This is a genomic window from Streptomyces spinosus, assembly GCF_020400655.1.
In the GTDB taxonomy this organism is placed as follows: Bacteria; Actinomycetota; Actinomycetes; order Streptomycetales; family Streptomycetaceae; genus Streptomyces; species Streptomyces argyrophylli.
The window spans coordinates 236004-251965 of record NZ_JAINRC010000001.1 but is presented as its reverse complement, the minus strand read 5'-3'; the positions used below and the strand labels follow the sequence as shown (position 1 = coordinate 251965).

Annotated in this window: 12 protein-coding genes; 10 read left to right on the top strand and 2 right to left on the bottom strand. The window is 74.2% G+C overall.

Translation table 11 applies throughout. From position 1 onward, the window contains the following. Positions 1-138 precede the first annotated feature (138 nt). From LG395_RS01040 to LG395_RS01005, 8 genes are all read left to right on the top strand, one after another. Positions 139-2538, top strand: coding sequence for an MFS transporter (locus tag LG395_RS01040; RefSeq protein ID WP_171151156.1), 2400 nt, complete (start codon positions 139-141; stop codon positions 2536-2538). Positions 2539-2680: 142 nt separating this feature from the next. Then, positions 2681-5137, top strand: a complete 2457-nt coding sequence (locus LG395_RS01035) for an ATP-binding SpoIIE family protein phosphatase (protein WP_225808080.1) — start codon at positions 2681-2683, stop codon at positions 5135-5137. 139 nt (positions 5138-5276) lie between these two features. Continuing rightward, the gene (locus LG395_RS01030; RefSeq protein WP_225808079.1) at positions 5277-5996 is read left to right on the top strand and encodes a class I SAM-dependent methyltransferase; all 720 of its coding nucleotides are present in this window, start codon (positions 5277-5279) and stop codon (positions 5994-5996) included. Between the two features lie 69 nt (positions 5997-6065). Continuing rightward, entirely contained in the window at positions 6066-6899 is an 834-nt protein-coding gene (locus LG395_RS01025) for a M55 family metallopeptidase (RefSeq protein WP_171151150.1), read from the top strand. Continuing rightward, positions 6892-8208, top strand: coding sequence for a M20/M25/M40 family metallo-hydrolase (locus tag LG395_RS01020; RefSeq protein WP_225808078.1), 1317 nt, complete (start codon positions 6892-6894; stop codon positions 8206-8208). Before LG395_RS01025 ends, LG395_RS01020 begins: the two co-directional genes overlap by 8 nt. Before the next feature lie 3 nt (positions 8209-8211). After that, complete coding sequence (locus LG395_RS01015; RefSeq protein WP_225808077.1) at positions 8212-10179, top strand: S9 family peptidase; 1968 nt, start codon at positions 8212-8214, stop codon at positions 10177-10179. After that, positions 10176-11099: a S66 peptidase family protein gene (locus tag LG395_RS01010; protein ID WP_171151143.1), complete on the top strand. Its 924-nt coding sequence runs from the start codon at positions 10176-10178 to the stop codon at positions 11097-11099. Before LG395_RS01015 ends, LG395_RS01010 begins: the two co-directional genes overlap by 4 nt. A gap of 626 nt (positions 11100-11725) precedes the next feature. Then, positions 11726-12271, top strand: coding sequence for a GNAT family N-acetyltransferase (locus LG395_RS01005; protein WP_171151142.1), 546 nt, complete (start codon positions 11726-11728; stop codon positions 12269-12271). Positions 12272-12276: 5 nt separating this feature from the next. Here the strand turns inward: LG395_RS01005 and LG395_RS01000 are convergent, their stop codons facing one another. Further along, positions 12277-12624 (bottom strand): VOC family protein, encoded by a 348-nt coding sequence (locus LG395_RS01000; protein WP_171151140.1) that lies wholly within the window; start codon positions 12622-12624, stop codon positions 12277-12279. A 79-nt stretch (positions 12625-12703) separates the two neighbouring features. Between LG395_RS01000 and LG395_RS00995 the strand changes: the two genes are divergently transcribed. Then, positions 12704-13126, top strand: coding sequence for a phage holin family protein (locus LG395_RS00995; protein ID WP_171151138.1), 423 nt, complete (start codon positions 12704-12706; stop codon positions 13124-13126). A 101-nt stretch (positions 13127-13227) separates the two neighbouring features. On the opposite strand, the gene LG395_RS00990 is transcribed toward LG395_RS00995, so the two are convergent. Then, positions 13228-14181, bottom strand: a complete 954-nt coding sequence (locus LG395_RS00990) for an LLM class F420-dependent oxidoreductase (protein WP_225808076.1) — start codon at positions 14179-14181, stop codon at positions 13228-13230. A gap of 206 nt (positions 14182-14387) precedes the next feature. Between LG395_RS00990 and LG395_RS00985 the strand changes: the two genes are divergently transcribed. Further along, on the top strand, positions 14388-15959 hold the full coding sequence (locus LG395_RS00985; RefSeq protein WP_225808075.1) for an NAD(P)/FAD-dependent oxidoreductase: 1572 nt from the start codon (positions 14388-14390) through the stop codon (positions 15957-15959). Positions 15960-15962 lie beyond the last annotated feature (3 nt).

Here is a 15962-nt window from a genome sequence, read left to right as displayed (position 1 = left end):
GGTTGACCGCCGGTCGGCCCCTTCACCGGTTCGAGTGCATCTCCGGTCCGTAACGGATCGTGCCGTAACTCGCCGCAGTTGTTCGCAGTTGTCGCCTTACGCGGGAAATGTGAACGAGTGTGACGAGGGGAGCGGTACGTGGGCGGGACGACACTGGTGAAGCCCGAGCCGGTCGCGGCACCGGCCGCCGGCGAGGAGACCGCGGCCGCACCGCCGCCTCCCGCGCCGCCCGCGGGCATCGGGCCCCGCCGGGTGCGGCTGGTGTTCCTCGGGCTGATGCTGGCCCTGCTGCTGGCCGCCCTCGACCAGATGATCGTGGCCACCGCCCTGCCGAAGATCGTCGGTGAGCTGCACGGCCTGGACAAGATGTCCTGGGCGATCACCTCCTACCTGCTCACCTCCACCATCGGCCTGCCGGTCTACGGCAAACTCGGCGACCTGATCGGCCGCAAGGGCGTCTTCCAGTTCGCCATCGCCGTCTTCGTCCTCGGCTCCGCCCTCGCCGGCCGGGCCGGGACCATGGACCAGCTGATCGCCTTCCGCGCGGTCCAGGGCGTCGGCGCCGGCGGCCTCATGATCGGGGTGCAGGCGATCATCGCCGACATCGTGCCGCCCCGGGAACGCGGCCGGTACATGGGCCTGATCGGCGCCGTCTTCGGTCTCGCCTCCGTCGCCGGACCACTGCTCGGCGGCTACTTCACCGACCACCTCTCCTGGCGCTGGTGCTTCTACGTCAACGTCCCCTTCGGCCTGGTCACCCTGGCCGTCATCGCCGTCGTCCTCAAACTCCCGAGGCCGCGCACGCGCGCCCGGCTCGACGTCCTCGGCACCCTGCTGCTCGCCGCCGCCTCGACCTGCCTGGTCCTGCTCACCAGCTGGGGCGGCACCGAGTACGCCTGGGGCTCCCGGCAGATCCTCGGCCTCGGTGCCGGCGCCCTCCTCGCCACCGTCCTCTTCCTGGTCGCCGAGCGCTTCGCCGCCGAACCCCTGATCCCGCTCAGGCTCTACCGCGACCCCGTGTTCACCCTCAGCAGCCTGGTCGGCCTGGTGATCGGCGTCGCCCTGTTCGGCGCCGCCAGCTATCTGCCGACCTTCCTGCAGATGGTCGACGGCGCCAGCGCCACCGAGTCCGGGCTGCTGATGCTGCCGATGATGGCCGGGATCGTCGGCGCCTCCATCATCGGCGGACAGCTCATCAGCCGCACCGGCCGCTACAAGATCTACCCCGTGCTCGGCTGCGCCGTCGCCACCGTCGGCATGTGGCTGCTGTCCCGGCTTCAGACCGACACGCCCCGGCTGCACTACAGCGTCTGGATGGCCGTCCTCGGCACCGGGATCGGCCTGGTCATGCCCGTCCTCGTGCTCGCCGTGCAGAACTCCGTCCGCCCCGCCGACCTCGGCACCGCCACCAGCGCCAACAACTACTTCCGGCAGATCGGCGGCAGCGTCGGCGCCGCCGTCTTCGGCACCCTCTTCGCCGACCGGCTCACCTCCTCGCTGCGCGAGGAACTGCCCCCGCGCGCGGGCAGCGGACTGCCCGCCGCCGACTCGATCACCCCGCAGCTCGTCCACGCGCTGCCCCCGGCCCTGCGCGACGCCTACATCCGCGCCTACGCCGACGCGATGCCCCGGATCTTCCTCTACCTGGTCCCGGTGCTCGCCCTCGGCCTGCTCATCGCCTTCTTCCTCAAGGAGAAACCACTGGTGTCCCACAACACCGCCGAAACGGAGCCGCAGACCGTGACCGCCTCGATCCCCGGTGCCCGGGCGCCCTACGCCGCCGGGGTCCCGGTCTGCGGCACCGTGCAGCACCCCGACGGCACCGTGGTGCCCCGCGCGGCCCTCACCCTCATCGACGTCGCCGGACAGCAGATCGGGCGGGGCGCCAGCGGCGACGACGGGCGGTACGCGCTCAGCACGCCCGGCTCCGGGTCGTACGTGCTCATCGCCGCCGCCGGCGGGCACCAGCCGCAGGCCGTCTCCGTCACCGTCGGCGAACGCCCCGTCGAACTCGACGTCGTCCTCGGCGGCGCCGGCCGCCTCGCCGGCAGCGTGCTCACCGCCGACGGCAGCCCCGTCCGCGACGCCACCGTCACCCTCACCAACGTGCACGGCGAGGTCGTCGCGAGCACCCGCAGCGGGCGCGAGGGCGGCTACGTGATCACGGAACTGGTCGCGGGCGAGTACACCCTCGCCGCCAGCGCGCCCGCCTTCCGGCCCGCCGCGCTCCCGGTCACCGTGCAGGCCTCCCGGGAGACCCGGCAGGACGTCGAGCTCGCGGGCGGCGCCGTACTGAGGGGCACCGTCCGGGCGAGCGGCGGACGGCCCGTCGAGGACGCGCGCGTGACCCTGCTCGACGCCGCCGGCAACGTCGTCGACACCCTCACCACCGGAGCCGACGGAACGTTCCGGTTCGTCGATCTCTCCTCCGGCGAGTACACCGTCATCGCCGCAGGTTACCCGCCGGTCGCCACGGTGTTGCAGGTCGCGGGGGGTGGCCGGACGGAACGGGACCTCCAGCTGGGCCACGAGGACTGAGCGGGGCGCCCGCCGCCGCGCCGGAGCGATCCGCCGCGACCAATTACAGGATTGCCCCACATCGCGACCGGCGGTCGTCTTACCGTAGTGGCGGGCGGCACAGATCGTTTGCGGACAGCCGTGGGGAGAGAGGGCCTGGGCCATGGACCGTGGCAGCGAGCGGGACACACCTCCCGGGCGCGGCGTCGGCGACACCGCCGCGGGCCGGATTCCGCTGGCCGTGGTCGTCGTCGACCGAGCCGGACTGGTGTCCCACTGGAGCACCGGCGCACGGCGCCTGTTCGGCGTGAGCCGCGAGGACGCCGTCGGACAGCCCGCGGCCGACCTGCTGCCCGTCTCCGGCACCCTGCCGGAGGACCCCCAGGACGGTCCGGCGCCCGACGCGTTCGACGCGTGGGACGCGGGACCCGCCCGCGACCTGGAGACGTCGCTCGGCGGACACACCGGCTACGCCACGACCGGCCGCGCCCGCCTGCGTCCGCCCCCGCAGACGCCCGACGGCGAGCGGCTGGACGTGCTGTGGTGGGCCTACCCGCTGGTCGGCCCGGGGCCCGCCCGGCTGCTCGTGCTCGCCGCCGACGCCACCCGGCTGCGCGACGAACGCGGCTACGACGACGAGACCGCCGAACGCATCTCGCCCGGCCTGGCCCGCCACACCGAACTGCCCGCCCCGGAGGAACTCGAACGACGGCTGCCCGAGATCCTGCCCAACATGGGGCCGGGACTCAGCACCCGCATCGTCGCCCAGGTCCTCGAACTCGGTTATCCGGTGCTGGAGTTCAGCCAGTACGACCGGGTGCCCGTGACCCCGTACTGGGGCGTGCCCCGCCGCCCGGGCCGCACCCGCGCCGAGAAGACCGCGGTACCGCGCCAGCGGGCCGTGGCCGTGGTCCCGGCCGGCGCCGAGCAGGACCTGGAGTACGCCGCCGTCCGTGAGCGGCTGGAGTTCCTCAACGAGGTCAGCTCCGGCATCGGCTCCTCCCTGGACCTCGGCGAGACCATCCGCGAGGTCACCAGCGCCGCCGTGCCCCGGTTCGCGGACTTCGCCGGCACCCATCTGCGCGCCGCGGTGCTGGCGGGCGAAGGCTTCCCGGACGGCCCGCCGGACGCCAGCACCGTGATGTTCCGCGTCTGGGTGGAGCACAACGACGAACCGGGCCGCTGGGACGACACCGTGCCCGTCGGCGAGGCCTTCGCCTTCCCCGAGCACACCCCCTTCTACAAGTGCATGGTCACCGGCGAGCCGGTGCTCGTCCCGAGGGTCACCGAGGAGCTGTCCGAGCGGATCTCCGGCGAGTTCGAGAAGCGCGACCTGCGGCCCCTCATCCGCGGCCGGTCGCTGCTCATCGTCCCGCTCAAGGCGCGCAACGTCGTTCTCGGCTTCATGGTGCTGATGCGCCGCCCCGACCGGCCGCAGTTCGACGACATGGACCGCACCACCGGCGCCGAACTCGCCGCCCGCGCGGGCCTGGTGCTGGACAACGCCCGCATGTACACCTACCAGGAGAACGTCGCCGACACCCTTCAGGACAGCATGCTGCCGCAGGTCACCCCGCGGATGCCCGGCTGCGACATCGCCACCCGCTACCTGCCCGGCACCCGGCTCGGCCGGATCGGCGGCGACTGGTTCGACACCATCAAACTGCCCGGCTCCCGCACCGCCCTCGTGGTCGGCGATGTCATGGGCCACGGCCTCAACTCCGCCGCGATGATGGGCCAGTTGCGCACCGCCGTGCAGACCATGGCCGCGATGGAGACCCCGCCCGCCCAGCTGCTGCGCAACCTGGACGACCTGGCCCGCAGGCTCGGCGACACCTACCTCGCGACCTGCCTGTACGCCGTGTACGACCCGATCCGCGGCGAGCTGACCCTCGCCAACGCCGGCCACATCCCGCCCGTGCTGGTCCGCGCCGAGGACGGCAGCAGCGAACTCCTCGAACTGCCCACCGGAGCCCCGATCGGCGTCGGCGGCGTCCCCTTCGAGGTCAGGCGGGTCAAGGTCGCGCCCGGCGACCGGCTGGTGCTGTGCACCGACGGCCTGGTCGAGGTGCGCGGATCCGACATCGGCGAGGGCCTCGCCGCGCTCTGCGAGTCCGCCGCCCACCCCGCGGCCTCCATGGACGACGCCTGCGACACCATCATCCGCGCCCTGAACACCCGCGGCGGACGCAAGGACGACGTCGCCCTGCTCATGGCCCGCCTCAACGGCATCCCCGACGAGCACGTCGCCGAGTGGCGGCTCGACGCCGAGCCGCGCGAGGTGGCCCGGGCCCGCCGCCTGGTCCGTGAACGCCTCCTTCAGTGGGGCCTCTCGCATGCCGTTGAGACCGCCGAGCTCCTGGTCAGCGAGGTCGTCACCAACGCCGTCCGGCACGCGGAGAGCGACCGGATCGGGCTGCGTGTGGTCCGCACGGACGCCCTGCTGTTCGAGGTCACCGACGACGAACCCGCCCTGCCCGCCATGCTGAGCGCCGGCCCCCACGACGAGTCGGGCCGGGGCCTGCGCGTGGTCAGCCGGCTGGCCCGGGAGTGGGGCGCCAGCGCCAGCGGACACCGAAAGACCGTCTGGTTCGAGCAGACCGTCACCACCGGCCGCTGACTCCAGGCGCGACGCGCGGACCGCGCGCCGCCCGGGGCGACCGGGGACCGTACATCTCGTGAAGGTGGCCACCAGACCCTTGCCCCGCTCCCGGTCCCCGCGATATCCCGATCACGGAACCGACCCGTGGGGAGATCGCATGAACGTCTCGGAGAACTACCGCAACGCGTGGGAAAGTTACTGGAGTCAGACCGCCGACGGCCGGGGCGAGGCGATATGGGACGCCGACCCCTCCCTGAGCGCCGCACCGCACAGCGAACTGCTCCTGCCCCACGCCGACACCGGCCGGACGATCGTCGACCTCGGCTGCGGCAACGGCACCCAGACCCGCTACCTGGCCACCCGCTTCGCCCGCGCCGTCGGCGTGGACCTCTCGCACGCCGCCGTCGAGCACGCCCGGCGCGCCGCGAACGGCGAGACCGTCGAGTTCCGGCAGCTCGACCTCACCGACACCGACGCGGTCCGCGCCCTGCACCAGCGGCTCGGCGACAGCCACGTCTACATGCGGGCCGTCATCCACCAGAGCGAACCGGCAGCGCGCCCCGCGGTGGCCGCCGCCGTCGCCGAACTCATCGGCACCGAGGGCCGCGCCTTCGTGGTCGAGCTGACCTCCGGCTCCCGCGAGGTGCTGCGGCGGGCGGCGTCCGAGCCGGGCGGCCCGGGACCCAAGCTCCAGCGCGTCTTCCACCACGGCCTCAAGCCCGCCGACGCCTCCGACGAGGAGATCCCCCAGCTGCTCGCCAAGGCCGGCCTCGCCGTCCTGGACGAGGGCGAGACGACGCTGCCGCAGACCGAGCACCTCCGGGACGGCACCCGCATCGACCTGCCGGCCCGCTGGTTCGTCCTCGCCAGGGCCTGACCGGACCCGGAACCGCTTCGTCGGCGAGGTCGTAGCCTGTCCGCCGCTCGACGCGTAACGTGACGGTCCATGAAGATCCTCATCAGTGCCGACATGGAGGGTGCCACGGGCGTCACCTGGCCTGCCGACGTGCTGCCGGGGACGCCGCAGTGGGAGCGGTGCCGGTCGATGTTCACCTCGGACGTGAACGCCGCCGCGGAGGGCTTCTTCGACGGCGGCGCCGACCAGGTGCTCGTCAACGAGGCCCACTGGAGCATGCGCAACCTCCTCCTGGAGCATCTCGACGAACGCGTCGAGATGCTCACCGGCCGGCACAAGGCGCTGTCCATGGTGGAGGGCGTCCAGCACGGTGACGTCGACGGCATCGCGTTCGTCGGCTACCACGCGGGCGCCGGCATGGAGGGCGTCCTCGCCCACACCTACCTGGCCAACCAGATCACCGGGGTGTGGCTGAACGACGTCCGCGCCAGCGAGGGCCTGCTCAACGCGCGCGTCGTCGCCGAGTACGGCGTCCCCGTCGTCCTCGTCACCGGCGACGACGTGGCCTGCGAGGACGCCCTCGGCTACGCGCCCGAGGCGCTGAAGGTCGCCGTCAAGGACCATGTGTCGCGGTACGCGGCCGTGTGCCGGACCCCGGCCCGGACCGCGGCCGACATCCGCGCGGCGGCCAAGGAGGCCGCCCGGCTGGCGGTCCGTCACGGACCGGCCGAAGCCGGTCCGTTCACGGTCGCCGTCGAGTTCGACGCCGAGCACCTCGCGATGGCCGCGACCGTCGTGCCCGGCGTGGCGCGGACCGGGGAGCGGAAGGTGGCGTACACCAGCGCCACGATGTACGAGGGGATCAGGACGTTCAAGGCGGTCACCACGATCGTCTCTGCCGCCGTGGAGGAGCAGTATGGCTGACCAGCAGGCCGACGAACTGGCCCTGGCCGAGGTCGTGGAGTTCACCTCCGGACTGATCCGGATCGACACCAGCAACCGGGGCGGCGGGGACTGCCGGGAGCGGCCCGCCGCCGAGTACGCGGCCGAGCGGCTGGCCGGCGCGGGCCTGGACCCCCTGCTGCTGGAGCGCACCCCGGGCCGCACCAACGTGGTGGCCCGGATCGAGGGCACCGACCCGTCCGCCGACGCGCTGCTGGTGCACGGGCACCTCGACGTGGTGCCGGCCGAGGCCGCCGACTGGAGCGTGCACCCGTTCTCCGGCGAGGTCCGTGACGGCGTGGTGTGGGGGCGGGGCGCCGTCGACATGAAGAACATGGACGCGATGATCCTCGCCGTCGTCCGCTGCTGGGCCCGGCAAGGCGTACGGCCCCGCCGCGACATCGTCCTCGCGTTCACCGCCGACGAGGAGGCCAGCGCCGAGGACGGCTCCGGGTTCCTCGCCGAACGGCACCCCGAACTCTTCGAGGGCTGCACGCAGGGCGTCAGCGAGTCGGGCGCCTTCACCTTCCACGACGGCACCGGGCGGGAGATCTACCCGGTCGCCGCGGGGGAGCGGGGCACCGCCTGGCTGAAGCTCACCGCGCGGGGCCGCGCCGGGCACGGCTCCAAGGTGAACAGGGAGAACGCGGTGACCCGGCTGGCCGCCGCCGTCACCCGCATCGGCGAGCACGAGTGGCCGCTGCGGCTCACGCCCACCGTACGGGCCGCCCTCACCGAACTCGCCGCGCTGTACGGCATCGACCCCGACTTCACCGACGTGGACCAGCTGCTGGAGAAGCTCGGCCCGGCCGCCAGGCTGGTCGAGTCGACCGTCCGCAACAGCGCCAACCCGACCATGCTGGACGCCGGTTACAAGCTCAACGTCATCCCGGGCGAGGCGGTCGCCCACGTGGATGGACGCTATCTTCCGGGCGGGGAACAGGAGTTCACCGCCACGCTGGACGAGCTGACGGGACCGGACGTCGACTGGGAGTTCGCGCATCGCGAAGTGGCCCTCCAGGCACCGGTGGACGCGCCCGTGTTCGCGAGGATGCGGGCCGCGGTGGAGGCGTTCGCGCCGGGCGCGCACGTGGTGCCGTACTGCATGTCGGGCGGAACGGACGCCAAGCAGTTCTCCCGGCTCGGCATCACCGGCTACGGCTTCGCCCCGCTGAAGCTGCCGGCGGACCTCGACTACCAGGCGCTGTTCCACGGCGTGGACGAGCGGGTGCCCGTGGAGGCACTGCACTTCGGGGTCCGCGTCCTCGACCGGTTCCTGCGGACGGCCTAGACGATGGGGGAGCGGATGCGGAGCGCGCCGTACGGATCGTGGCCCTCGCCGATCGGCGCGGACCTCGCCGCCGCGCACGACGGGCGGCCGGACTGGGTGGCGTTCGTCGGGGACGAGGTCTGGTGGACCGAGCCCCGGCCGGCCGAGGGCGGCCGGCGGGCCCTGGTGCGGCGGCGGGCCGAGGGGGGTGAGGAATCCGTGCTGCCCGCGCCGTGGAACGTGCGCAGCCGGGTCATCGAGTACGGCGGCCGGCCCTGGACCGGGGTGGTCCACGACGGCCGGCCGCTGATCGTCTTCGTGCACTTCGCCGACCAGCGGCTGTACCGGTACGAGCCCGGCGGCGAGCCCGCCCCGCTCACCCCCCTCTCCCCGGTGGGCGGCGGCCTGCGCTGGGCCGAGCCCCGGATCGACCTCGCCCGCGGTGAGGTGTGGTGCGTACTGGAGGAGTCCACCGGGGACGGCCCCGACGACATACGGCGGGTCCAGGCCGCCGTACCGCTGGACGGTTCGGCCGCCGGTGACCGCGCCGCCGTCCGCGAGCTGACCGAGCCCCGGCACCGGTTCGTCACCGGCGCCCGGCTCTCCCCGGACGGCCGGCGGGCCGCCTGGCTGGCCTGGGACCACCCGCGGATGCCGTGGGACGGGACGGAGCTGCTGGTCGCCGACGTGGCGGAGGACGGCCGGCTGACGCACGCGCGGGCCGCCGCCGGCGGCCCGGACGAGGCCGTCGCCCAGGTCGAGTGGTCGGCGGACGGCCGCCTGCTCTACGCGAGCGACCGCAGCGGCTGGTGGAACCTCTACCGCGACGGCACCCCCCTGTGCCCGCGCGAGGAGGAGTTCGGCGGGCCGCTGTGGCAGCTCGGACTGCGCTGGTTCGCGCCCCTGGACAGCGGTCTGCTGGCGGTCGTCCACGGCCGGGGCGCGTCCGCGCTCGGGATACTCGACCCGGAGTCCGGCGAGATCGTGGACGCCGTCGGACCGTGGACGGAGTGCGCCGCGGGGCTCGCCACCCACGGCCCACGCGTCGTCGCGGTCGCCGCCGGCCCCCGCACCTCCTACGAAGTGGTCGAACTGGACACCGCCACCGGCCGCGCCCGGGTCATCGGCTCCCCGCACCGGGACCCCGTGGACCCCGCCTACTACCCCGAGCCGCGGGCCCGCACCTTCACCGGCCCCGGCGGCCGCGAGGTGCACGCCCACCTCTACCCGCCGCACCACCCCGCCCGCACCGGGCCCGACGGCGAGCTGCCGCCGTACGTCATCTGGGCGCACGGCGGCCCCACCAGCCGGGTGCCGCTCGTACTGGACCTGGAGATCGCCTACTTCACCTCGCGGGGCATCGGGGTCGCCGAGGTGAACTACGGCGGCTCCACCGGGTACGGCCGGGCCTACCGGGAGCGGCTGCGCGAACAGTGGGGCGTGGTCGACGTCGAGGACTGCGCGGCTGTAGCCCGGGCCCTCGCCGACGAGGGCACCGCCGACCCCGCCCGGCTGGCGATCCGGGGCGGCAGCGCGGGCGGCTGGACCGCCGCGGCCTCCCTGACCACGACCGACGTCTACGCCTGCGGCACCGTCATCTACCCGGTGCTCGACCTCGCCACCTGGGGCCCCGGCGAGACCCACGACTTCGAGTCCCGCTACCTGGAGTCGCTGATCGGCCCGCGCGACGAGGTGCCCGCCCGGTACGCCGAGCGCTCCCCGACCGCGCACGCCGACCGGCTCACCGCACCGTTCCTGCTGCTCCAGGGCCTGGACGACGTCATCTGCCCGCCCGCCCAGTGCGAACGCCTCCTCGCCCGGATCGCCGGCCGGGGCGTGCCGCACGCCTACCTCACGTTCGAGGGCGAGGGGCACGGGTTCCGCCGGGCCGACACCATGGTCCGCGCCCTGGAGGCCGAACTGTCCCTCTACGCGCAAGTGTTCGGGCTGGACCCGACACCGCCGGTACCGAAGGTGGAGCTGAACCAGTGAAGGAACTTCTGCGGCCGCGCCGGCTGGCGCCGGGCGCCCGGGTCGCCGTCGTCGCCACCAGCGGACCGGTGCCCGAGGAGCGGATCCAGGCGGGCCTCGACGTGCTGCGCGGCTGGGACCTCGAACCGGTGCTCGGACCTCACGTCCTGGACCGGCACCCGGAGTTCGGCTACCTGGCCGGCACGGACGCCGACCGCGCCGCCGACCTCCAGAACGCCTGGTGCGACCCTGCCGTCGACGCCGTGCTGTGCGCCCGCGGCGGCTACGGCGCGCAGCGCATGGTCGACCTGCTCGACTGGGACGCGCTGCGGGCGGCCGGACCCAAGGTCTTCGTCGGGTTCAGCGACATCACCGTCCTGCACGAGGCCTTCGCGACCCGCCTGGGCCTGGCCACACTGCACGGGCCGGTGGCGGCCGGTATCGACTTCATCAAGAACGCGCGGGCCCAGGAGCACCTGCGGGCCACGCTGTTCGCCCCCGAGACCGTCCGCACGATCGCCTCCGGCGGCACGGCCCTCGTCCCCGGCCGGGCCCGGGGCGTCACCCTCGGCGGCTGCCTGTCCCTGCTCGCCGCCGAACTCGGCACCCCGCACGCGCGGCCCTCCGCGCGCGGCGGACTGCTCTGCCTGGAGGACGTGCGCGAGGAGACGTACCGGCTGGACCGCTACCTCACCCAGCTGCTGCGCTCCGGCTGGCTGGAGGGGGTGCACGGGGTGCTGCTCGGCTCCTGGGAGGGCTGCGCGGACTACGCCGGGCTGCGGCCCCTGCTGGCCGACCGGCTCGGCGGACTCGGGGTCCCGGTCGCGGAGAACGTCGGATTCGGCCACGGGGAAGGGGCGTTGACGATCCCGCTCGGGGTCGCGGCCACGCTGGACGCGGAGACGGGCACGCTGACACTGGACGAGCCGGCCCTGCGCTGAGGGGCGGGCGGGCTGGTGCTGAGCGCGCCGGGGCTGTGCTGAGGTGGGCGGGCGGGCTGCCGCCCGACGCGGCGGTGCTGTGCGACGTAGGACCGGTGGGCTGACGCCCGACGCGGCGGTGCTGTGGTGACGGAGGAGCGGCGGGCTGACGCCGGACGCGGCGGTGCTGTGGTGACGGAGGAGCGGCGGGCTGACGCCGGGCGTACCGGAGCTGTGGTGACGTAGGAGCGGCGGGCTGACGCCGGACGCGGCGGTGCTGTGGTGACGTAGGACCGGTGGGCTGACGCCGGACGCGGCGGTGCTGTGGTGACGGAGGAGCGGCGGGCTGACGCCGGGCGTACCGGTGCTGTGGTGACGTAGGAGCGGTGGGCTGACGCCGGACGCGGCGGTGCTGTGGTGACGTAGGACCGGTGGGCTGACGCGGACGCGCCGGTGCTGTGGTGACGTAGGAGCGGTGGGCTGACGCCCGACGCGGCGGTGCTGTGGTGACGGAGGAGCGGCGGGCTGACGCCGGACGTGCCGGTGCTGTGCTCACGCAGGACCGGGGGGCCGGGGCCGGACGTACCCGTGCTGACGTGGGGGCGGCCGGGTGCGTCGGGGCCGGGAGGACGCCGTAGGCTGGGCGGATGCCGCACCCGCCGTCCCGCCCCCTCGCCGAGGGCCAGCGCGTCGCCATCCGTCCCTTCACCCTCGCCGACGGCCCCGAGTTCACCGCACGGGCCCGGGAGAGCAAGGACCTGCACCGGCCCTGGCTGTTCCCGCCAGACACCGACGAGGCGTACGCCGACTACGCCGGCCGGCTCATCGAGGACCCGGCGCGGGCCGGCTTCCTGGTGTGCGAGAAGGACAGCGGGGCCATCGCCGGCTTCATCAACATCAACAACATCGTGCGCGGCGGCTTCCAGTCCGGCGCCCTCGGCTACGGCGCCTTCGCGCACGCGGCCGGGCGGGGCCTGATGCGCGAAGGGCTGGAGCTGGTGATCGGGTACGCGTTCGGGCCGCTCGGCCTGCACCGGCTGGAGATCAACGCCCAGCCGGGCAACGCGGCCTCCCTCGCCCTCGCCCGGGGAGCCGGGTTCCGCCGCGAGGGCTTCTCACCCGACATGATCTACGTCGACGGGGCCTGGCGCGATCACGAACGCTGGGCGCTCACCACCGAGATGCGCGGCTGAGGGGTTCAGCCCCGCTGGTCCACGTACTCGAAGACGGAGCCGTCCGGGTGCACCGCCAGCAGGTTGCGGCCCACCGGCGTCGGCACCGGCCCCGCGACGATCGTGGCGCCCAGCCCGCTCAGCAGCCGGTGGGCCTCGTCGACGTCCTTCACCGCGATCGTCGCCGTCACCTTGCGCAGGATCTCCAGCTCCGACTCGGGACCGCTCATGAGCAGGAAGGAACCGACCGCGGCGACCTGGACGCCGCCGCGCTGGAAGCGCAGGGCCGAGCCGCCCGACAGGCTCTCGTAGAAGGGGACCGCGGCTTCGAGGTCGTCGACGCAGATGCGCAGCGAGGCGCCCAGAATCTCCATGCGCCCGAGCCTAGTTGGGGCGCCGGGCACGCGCAGGCCCCCGGCGTTACCCACTGTGCGCGGCGGGTACCCGCGGGGTATGGACCGTTTGGATCACCTGGAACATCTGGACAGGCACCTCGTCGAAGAGCTGGCACAGGTGGCACGCGAGACGGTACGCGAGGAGCTGCGCGAGCAGTCCCGCAAGCGGCGCCGCACCGCCGCGCTGTACGCCGCGTCGGGTGCCGCGGCTCTGTACGCGGGCGGCGCGGTGGCCCTCGCCGTGGGCCTGGCCCTGGCGATCGTCCTGCCCGGCTGGGCCGCGGCACTCATCAGCGCCGCGCTCCTCGGTGCGGTGGCCTGCCTGCTGCGCGGCGCCGCCCGCTCCGGGCACGGGCCCCACGCCCCGCACCGCGTGGCGGACGGCGCCCCGCCGAGCGGCGCGGGCCTGCCGTACCCGCCGGTGCCGGGGGCCCCTCCGATGCCGCAGACTCCGCCCGACACCCCGCGCCGCGGGGCCTGAGGACGAGGGGCGGGGCCGCCGGCCCCGCCCCTCACCGATCGACCCCCTCCCATCGACAGCGCCCCTCCGTCGACGCCCCCGCGTCGGCCGAGCCCCCCGCGTCAGGCGAGCTGCGGCAGCACCTTCGTGCGGTAGAAGTCGAAGAACCCCCGCTGGTCCGGCCCGATCTGGTTCACGTACACCCGGTCGAAGCCGGCGTCGGCGAACGCCTTCAGCGCCGAGACGTGCTCGTCCACGTCGTCCCCGCACACCGACTTCTCCCGCACCATGTCCTCGGTGACCAGCTCGTGCAGCTGCTCGAAGTGCCGCGGTGAGGGCAGCACCTGCCCCATCTCGCCGGGCAGCAGCTCGTTGTACCAGAGCCGGTGCACCGTACGGACGCACTCGTCGCGGTCGGTGCCGTAGCAGACCTTCGTGCCGCCGCTGACGAGCTTGGCCCCGCCGCCGCCCTTGCGGAACTGGGTGACCATCTCCTCCTCCGGCATCATCGTGATGTAGCCGTCGCCCACGCGGGCGGCCAGCGAGGTCGCCTTCGGGCCGAAGCCGGAGATGTCGATCGGGACGGGCTCCTCCGGGACGGTGTAGAGACGGGCGTTCTCCACGGTGTAGTGCGTGCCGTGGTGGTTGACCTCCTCGCCGGTGAACAGCCGGCGCATCACCTGGATCGCCTCCTCCAGCATCTCCAGGCGCACGTGCAGCGGCGGCCACGGATCGCCGAGGATGTGCTCGTTGAGCGCCTCACCGGTGCCGAGGCCGAGCCGGAAGCGGCCCTGCGTCATCACGGCGCTGGTCGCCGCGGCCTGCGCCACGACCGCGGGGTGCATCCGCACGGTCGGACAGGTCACCGCGGTCTCGATGGGCAGCGACACCGCCTCCGACAGCGCTCCGATCACCGACCACACGAACGGGCTCTGTCCCTGCGCGTCGTTCCACGGGTGGTAGTGGTCGGAGATCCACAGGGCCTGGAAACCGGCCTGCTCGGCCATCCGGGCCTGTTCGACGAGGGCTGCGGGGTCGTGTTCCTCGCTCGACAGGAAATAGCCGTACTCGGGCATGGGGGAACCTCCGCGCGGGCGCTGTGGGTGGGGTGATCCGGACCCGGTCCGGGTAACCGGGGCCGGGTGTGCGAAACGCCGCTGCCCGCCGGCGCGCGGCGTCCGGGGTGCTCCGACCGGCGTCCGGGTGACCCGTCCGGCGTTTGGGTGCCCCGGCCCCGGTTACGCGGAAGACCTCGGACGAGCCACATCCCCGGAGGCGCACCGTGAGCCGACCTCGCGTCGTGATCGTCGGCGCCGGTTTCGCCGGGTACCGGGCCGCGCGCACCCTGGCCCGGCTGACCCGGGACCGCGCCGACGTCACCGTTCTGAACCCGACCGACTACTTCCTGTACCTGCCGCTGCTGCCGCAGGTGGCCGCCGGGGTCCTGGAGGCCCGCCGGGTCACCGTGTCGCTGCCCGGCACGCTGCGCGGGGTGCGCCTGGTACTCGGCGAGGCGGATCGTGTCGACCTGGACACGCGGACCGTGCGCTACACGGACCCCGAGGGCCGTGCCGGCACCCTCGGCTACGACCGGCTGGTGCTGGCCGTCGGCAGCGTCAACAAGCTGCTGCCGATCCCGGGGGTCGCCGAGCACGCGCACGGCTTCCGAGGGCTGCCCGAGGCGCTGTACCTGCGCGACCACGTGACCCGGCAGGTGGAACTCGCCGCCACCGAGGAGGACCCGGGCAGCCGCGCCGCCCGGTGCACCTTCGTGGTGGTCGGCGCCGGTTACACGGGCACCGAGGTGGCCGCCCACCTGCAGATGCTCACCGACCGCCTGGTCCGCCGGCATCCGCTGCCCGGCGGGCCGCGCCCCCGCTGGATCCTGCTGGACGTGGCGCCGCGCGTGCTGCCCGAGATGGACGAGCGGCTGTCCCGCACGGCCGAGCGGGTGCTGCGGGCGCGGGGCGTCGACGTGCGGATGGGCACGTCGGTGCGGGAGGCCACCCGGGACGGGGTGGTGCTCACCGACGGGGAGTCCGTCGCGTCCCGGACGCTGGTGTGGTGCGTGGGCGTGCGGCCGGATCCCCTGGTGGAGGCCGTCGGGCAGCCACTGGAGCGCGGCCGGCTGATCGTCGACCCGTATCTGCGGCTGCCCGGCCGTGCCGACGTGTTCGCCTGCGGGGACGCGGCGGCCGTGCCCGACCTGGAACGTCCGGGGGAGTTCACCCCCATGACGGCCCAGCACGCCTGGCGGCAGGGCCGGGTGGCCGGGGAGAACGTGGCCGGCTCACTCGGCCTCGGCCGCCGCCGGCGCCCGTACCGCCACCGGGACCTGGGCTTCGCCGTCGACCTCGGCGGGGTCCGCGCCGCCGCCAACCCGTTCGGCGTCCCGCTGTCCGGTGCGGCGGCCGGTGCGGTCACCCGCGGCTACCACCTGGCGGCGCTGCCCGGCAACCGGGTCCGGGTCGCCGCCGACTGGCTGCTGGACGCCGTACTCCCGCGCCAGGGCGTCCAGTTGGGCCTGGTACGAGCGTGGTCGGTCCCGCTGGACACGGCCTCGCCGGAAGTGGCGCGGCTACCGGGCGGCCCGGAGCGGCCGGCCGCACAGACAGGGGAGGAACTCATGACGCACAAGCCGAGACCGGAGGAGCCGGTGAAGCCGGAGCCGGGCGGCGGGCCCGCGAGGAGTCGGCCCGGCGGCGAGCCGGCCAGGAACCAGCCGGGCGGAGAGCCCGCGAAGAACCAGCCCGGCGGCGAGCCCGCCGGCGGCGGGCCGGGCCATACGGCACCCGGACCCGTCGAGCGCGCGGACCCCGCCGGTCCCGCGGACCGCACGCGCGAAACCGACTGACCG

Excerpts from the sequence above, each read along its gene's own strand:
- LG395_RS01035 (WP_225808080.1), top strand. The coding sequence starts at position 2,681 with ATGGACCGTGGCAGCGAGCGGGACACACCTCCCGGGCGCGGCGTCGGC.
- LG395_RS01015 (WP_225808077.1), top strand. The coding sequence starts at position 8,212 with ATGGGGGAGCGGATGCGGAGCGCGCCGTACGGATCGTGGCCCTCGCCG.
- LG395_RS00990 (WP_225808076.1), bottom strand. The coding sequence starts at position 14,181 with ATGCCCGAGTACGGCTATTTCCTGTCGAGCGAGGAACACGACCCCGCA.
- LG395_RS01030 (WP_225808079.1), top strand. The coding sequence starts at position 5,277 with ATGAACGTCTCGGAGAACTACCGCAACGCGTGGGAAAGTTACTGGAGT.
- LG395_RS01000 (WP_171151140.1), bottom strand. The coding sequence starts at position 12,624 with ATGGAGATTCTGGGCGCCTCGCTGCGCATCTGCGTCGACGACCTCGAA.
- LG395_RS01020 (WP_225808078.1), top strand. The coding sequence starts at position 6,892 with ATGGCTGACCAGCAGGCCGACGAACTGGCCCTGGCCGAGGTCGTGGAG.
- LG395_RS01005 (WP_171151142.1), top strand. The coding sequence starts at position 11,726 with ATGCCGCACCCGCCGTCCCGCCCCCTCGCCGAGGGCCAGCGCGTCGCC.
- LG395_RS01025 (WP_171151150.1), top strand. The coding sequence starts at position 6,066 with ATGAAGATCCTCATCAGTGCCGACATGGAGGGTGCCACGGGCGTCACC.
- LG395_RS00995 (WP_171151138.1), top strand. The coding sequence starts at position 12,704 with ATGGACCGTTTGGATCACCTGGAACATCTGGACAGGCACCTCGTCGAA.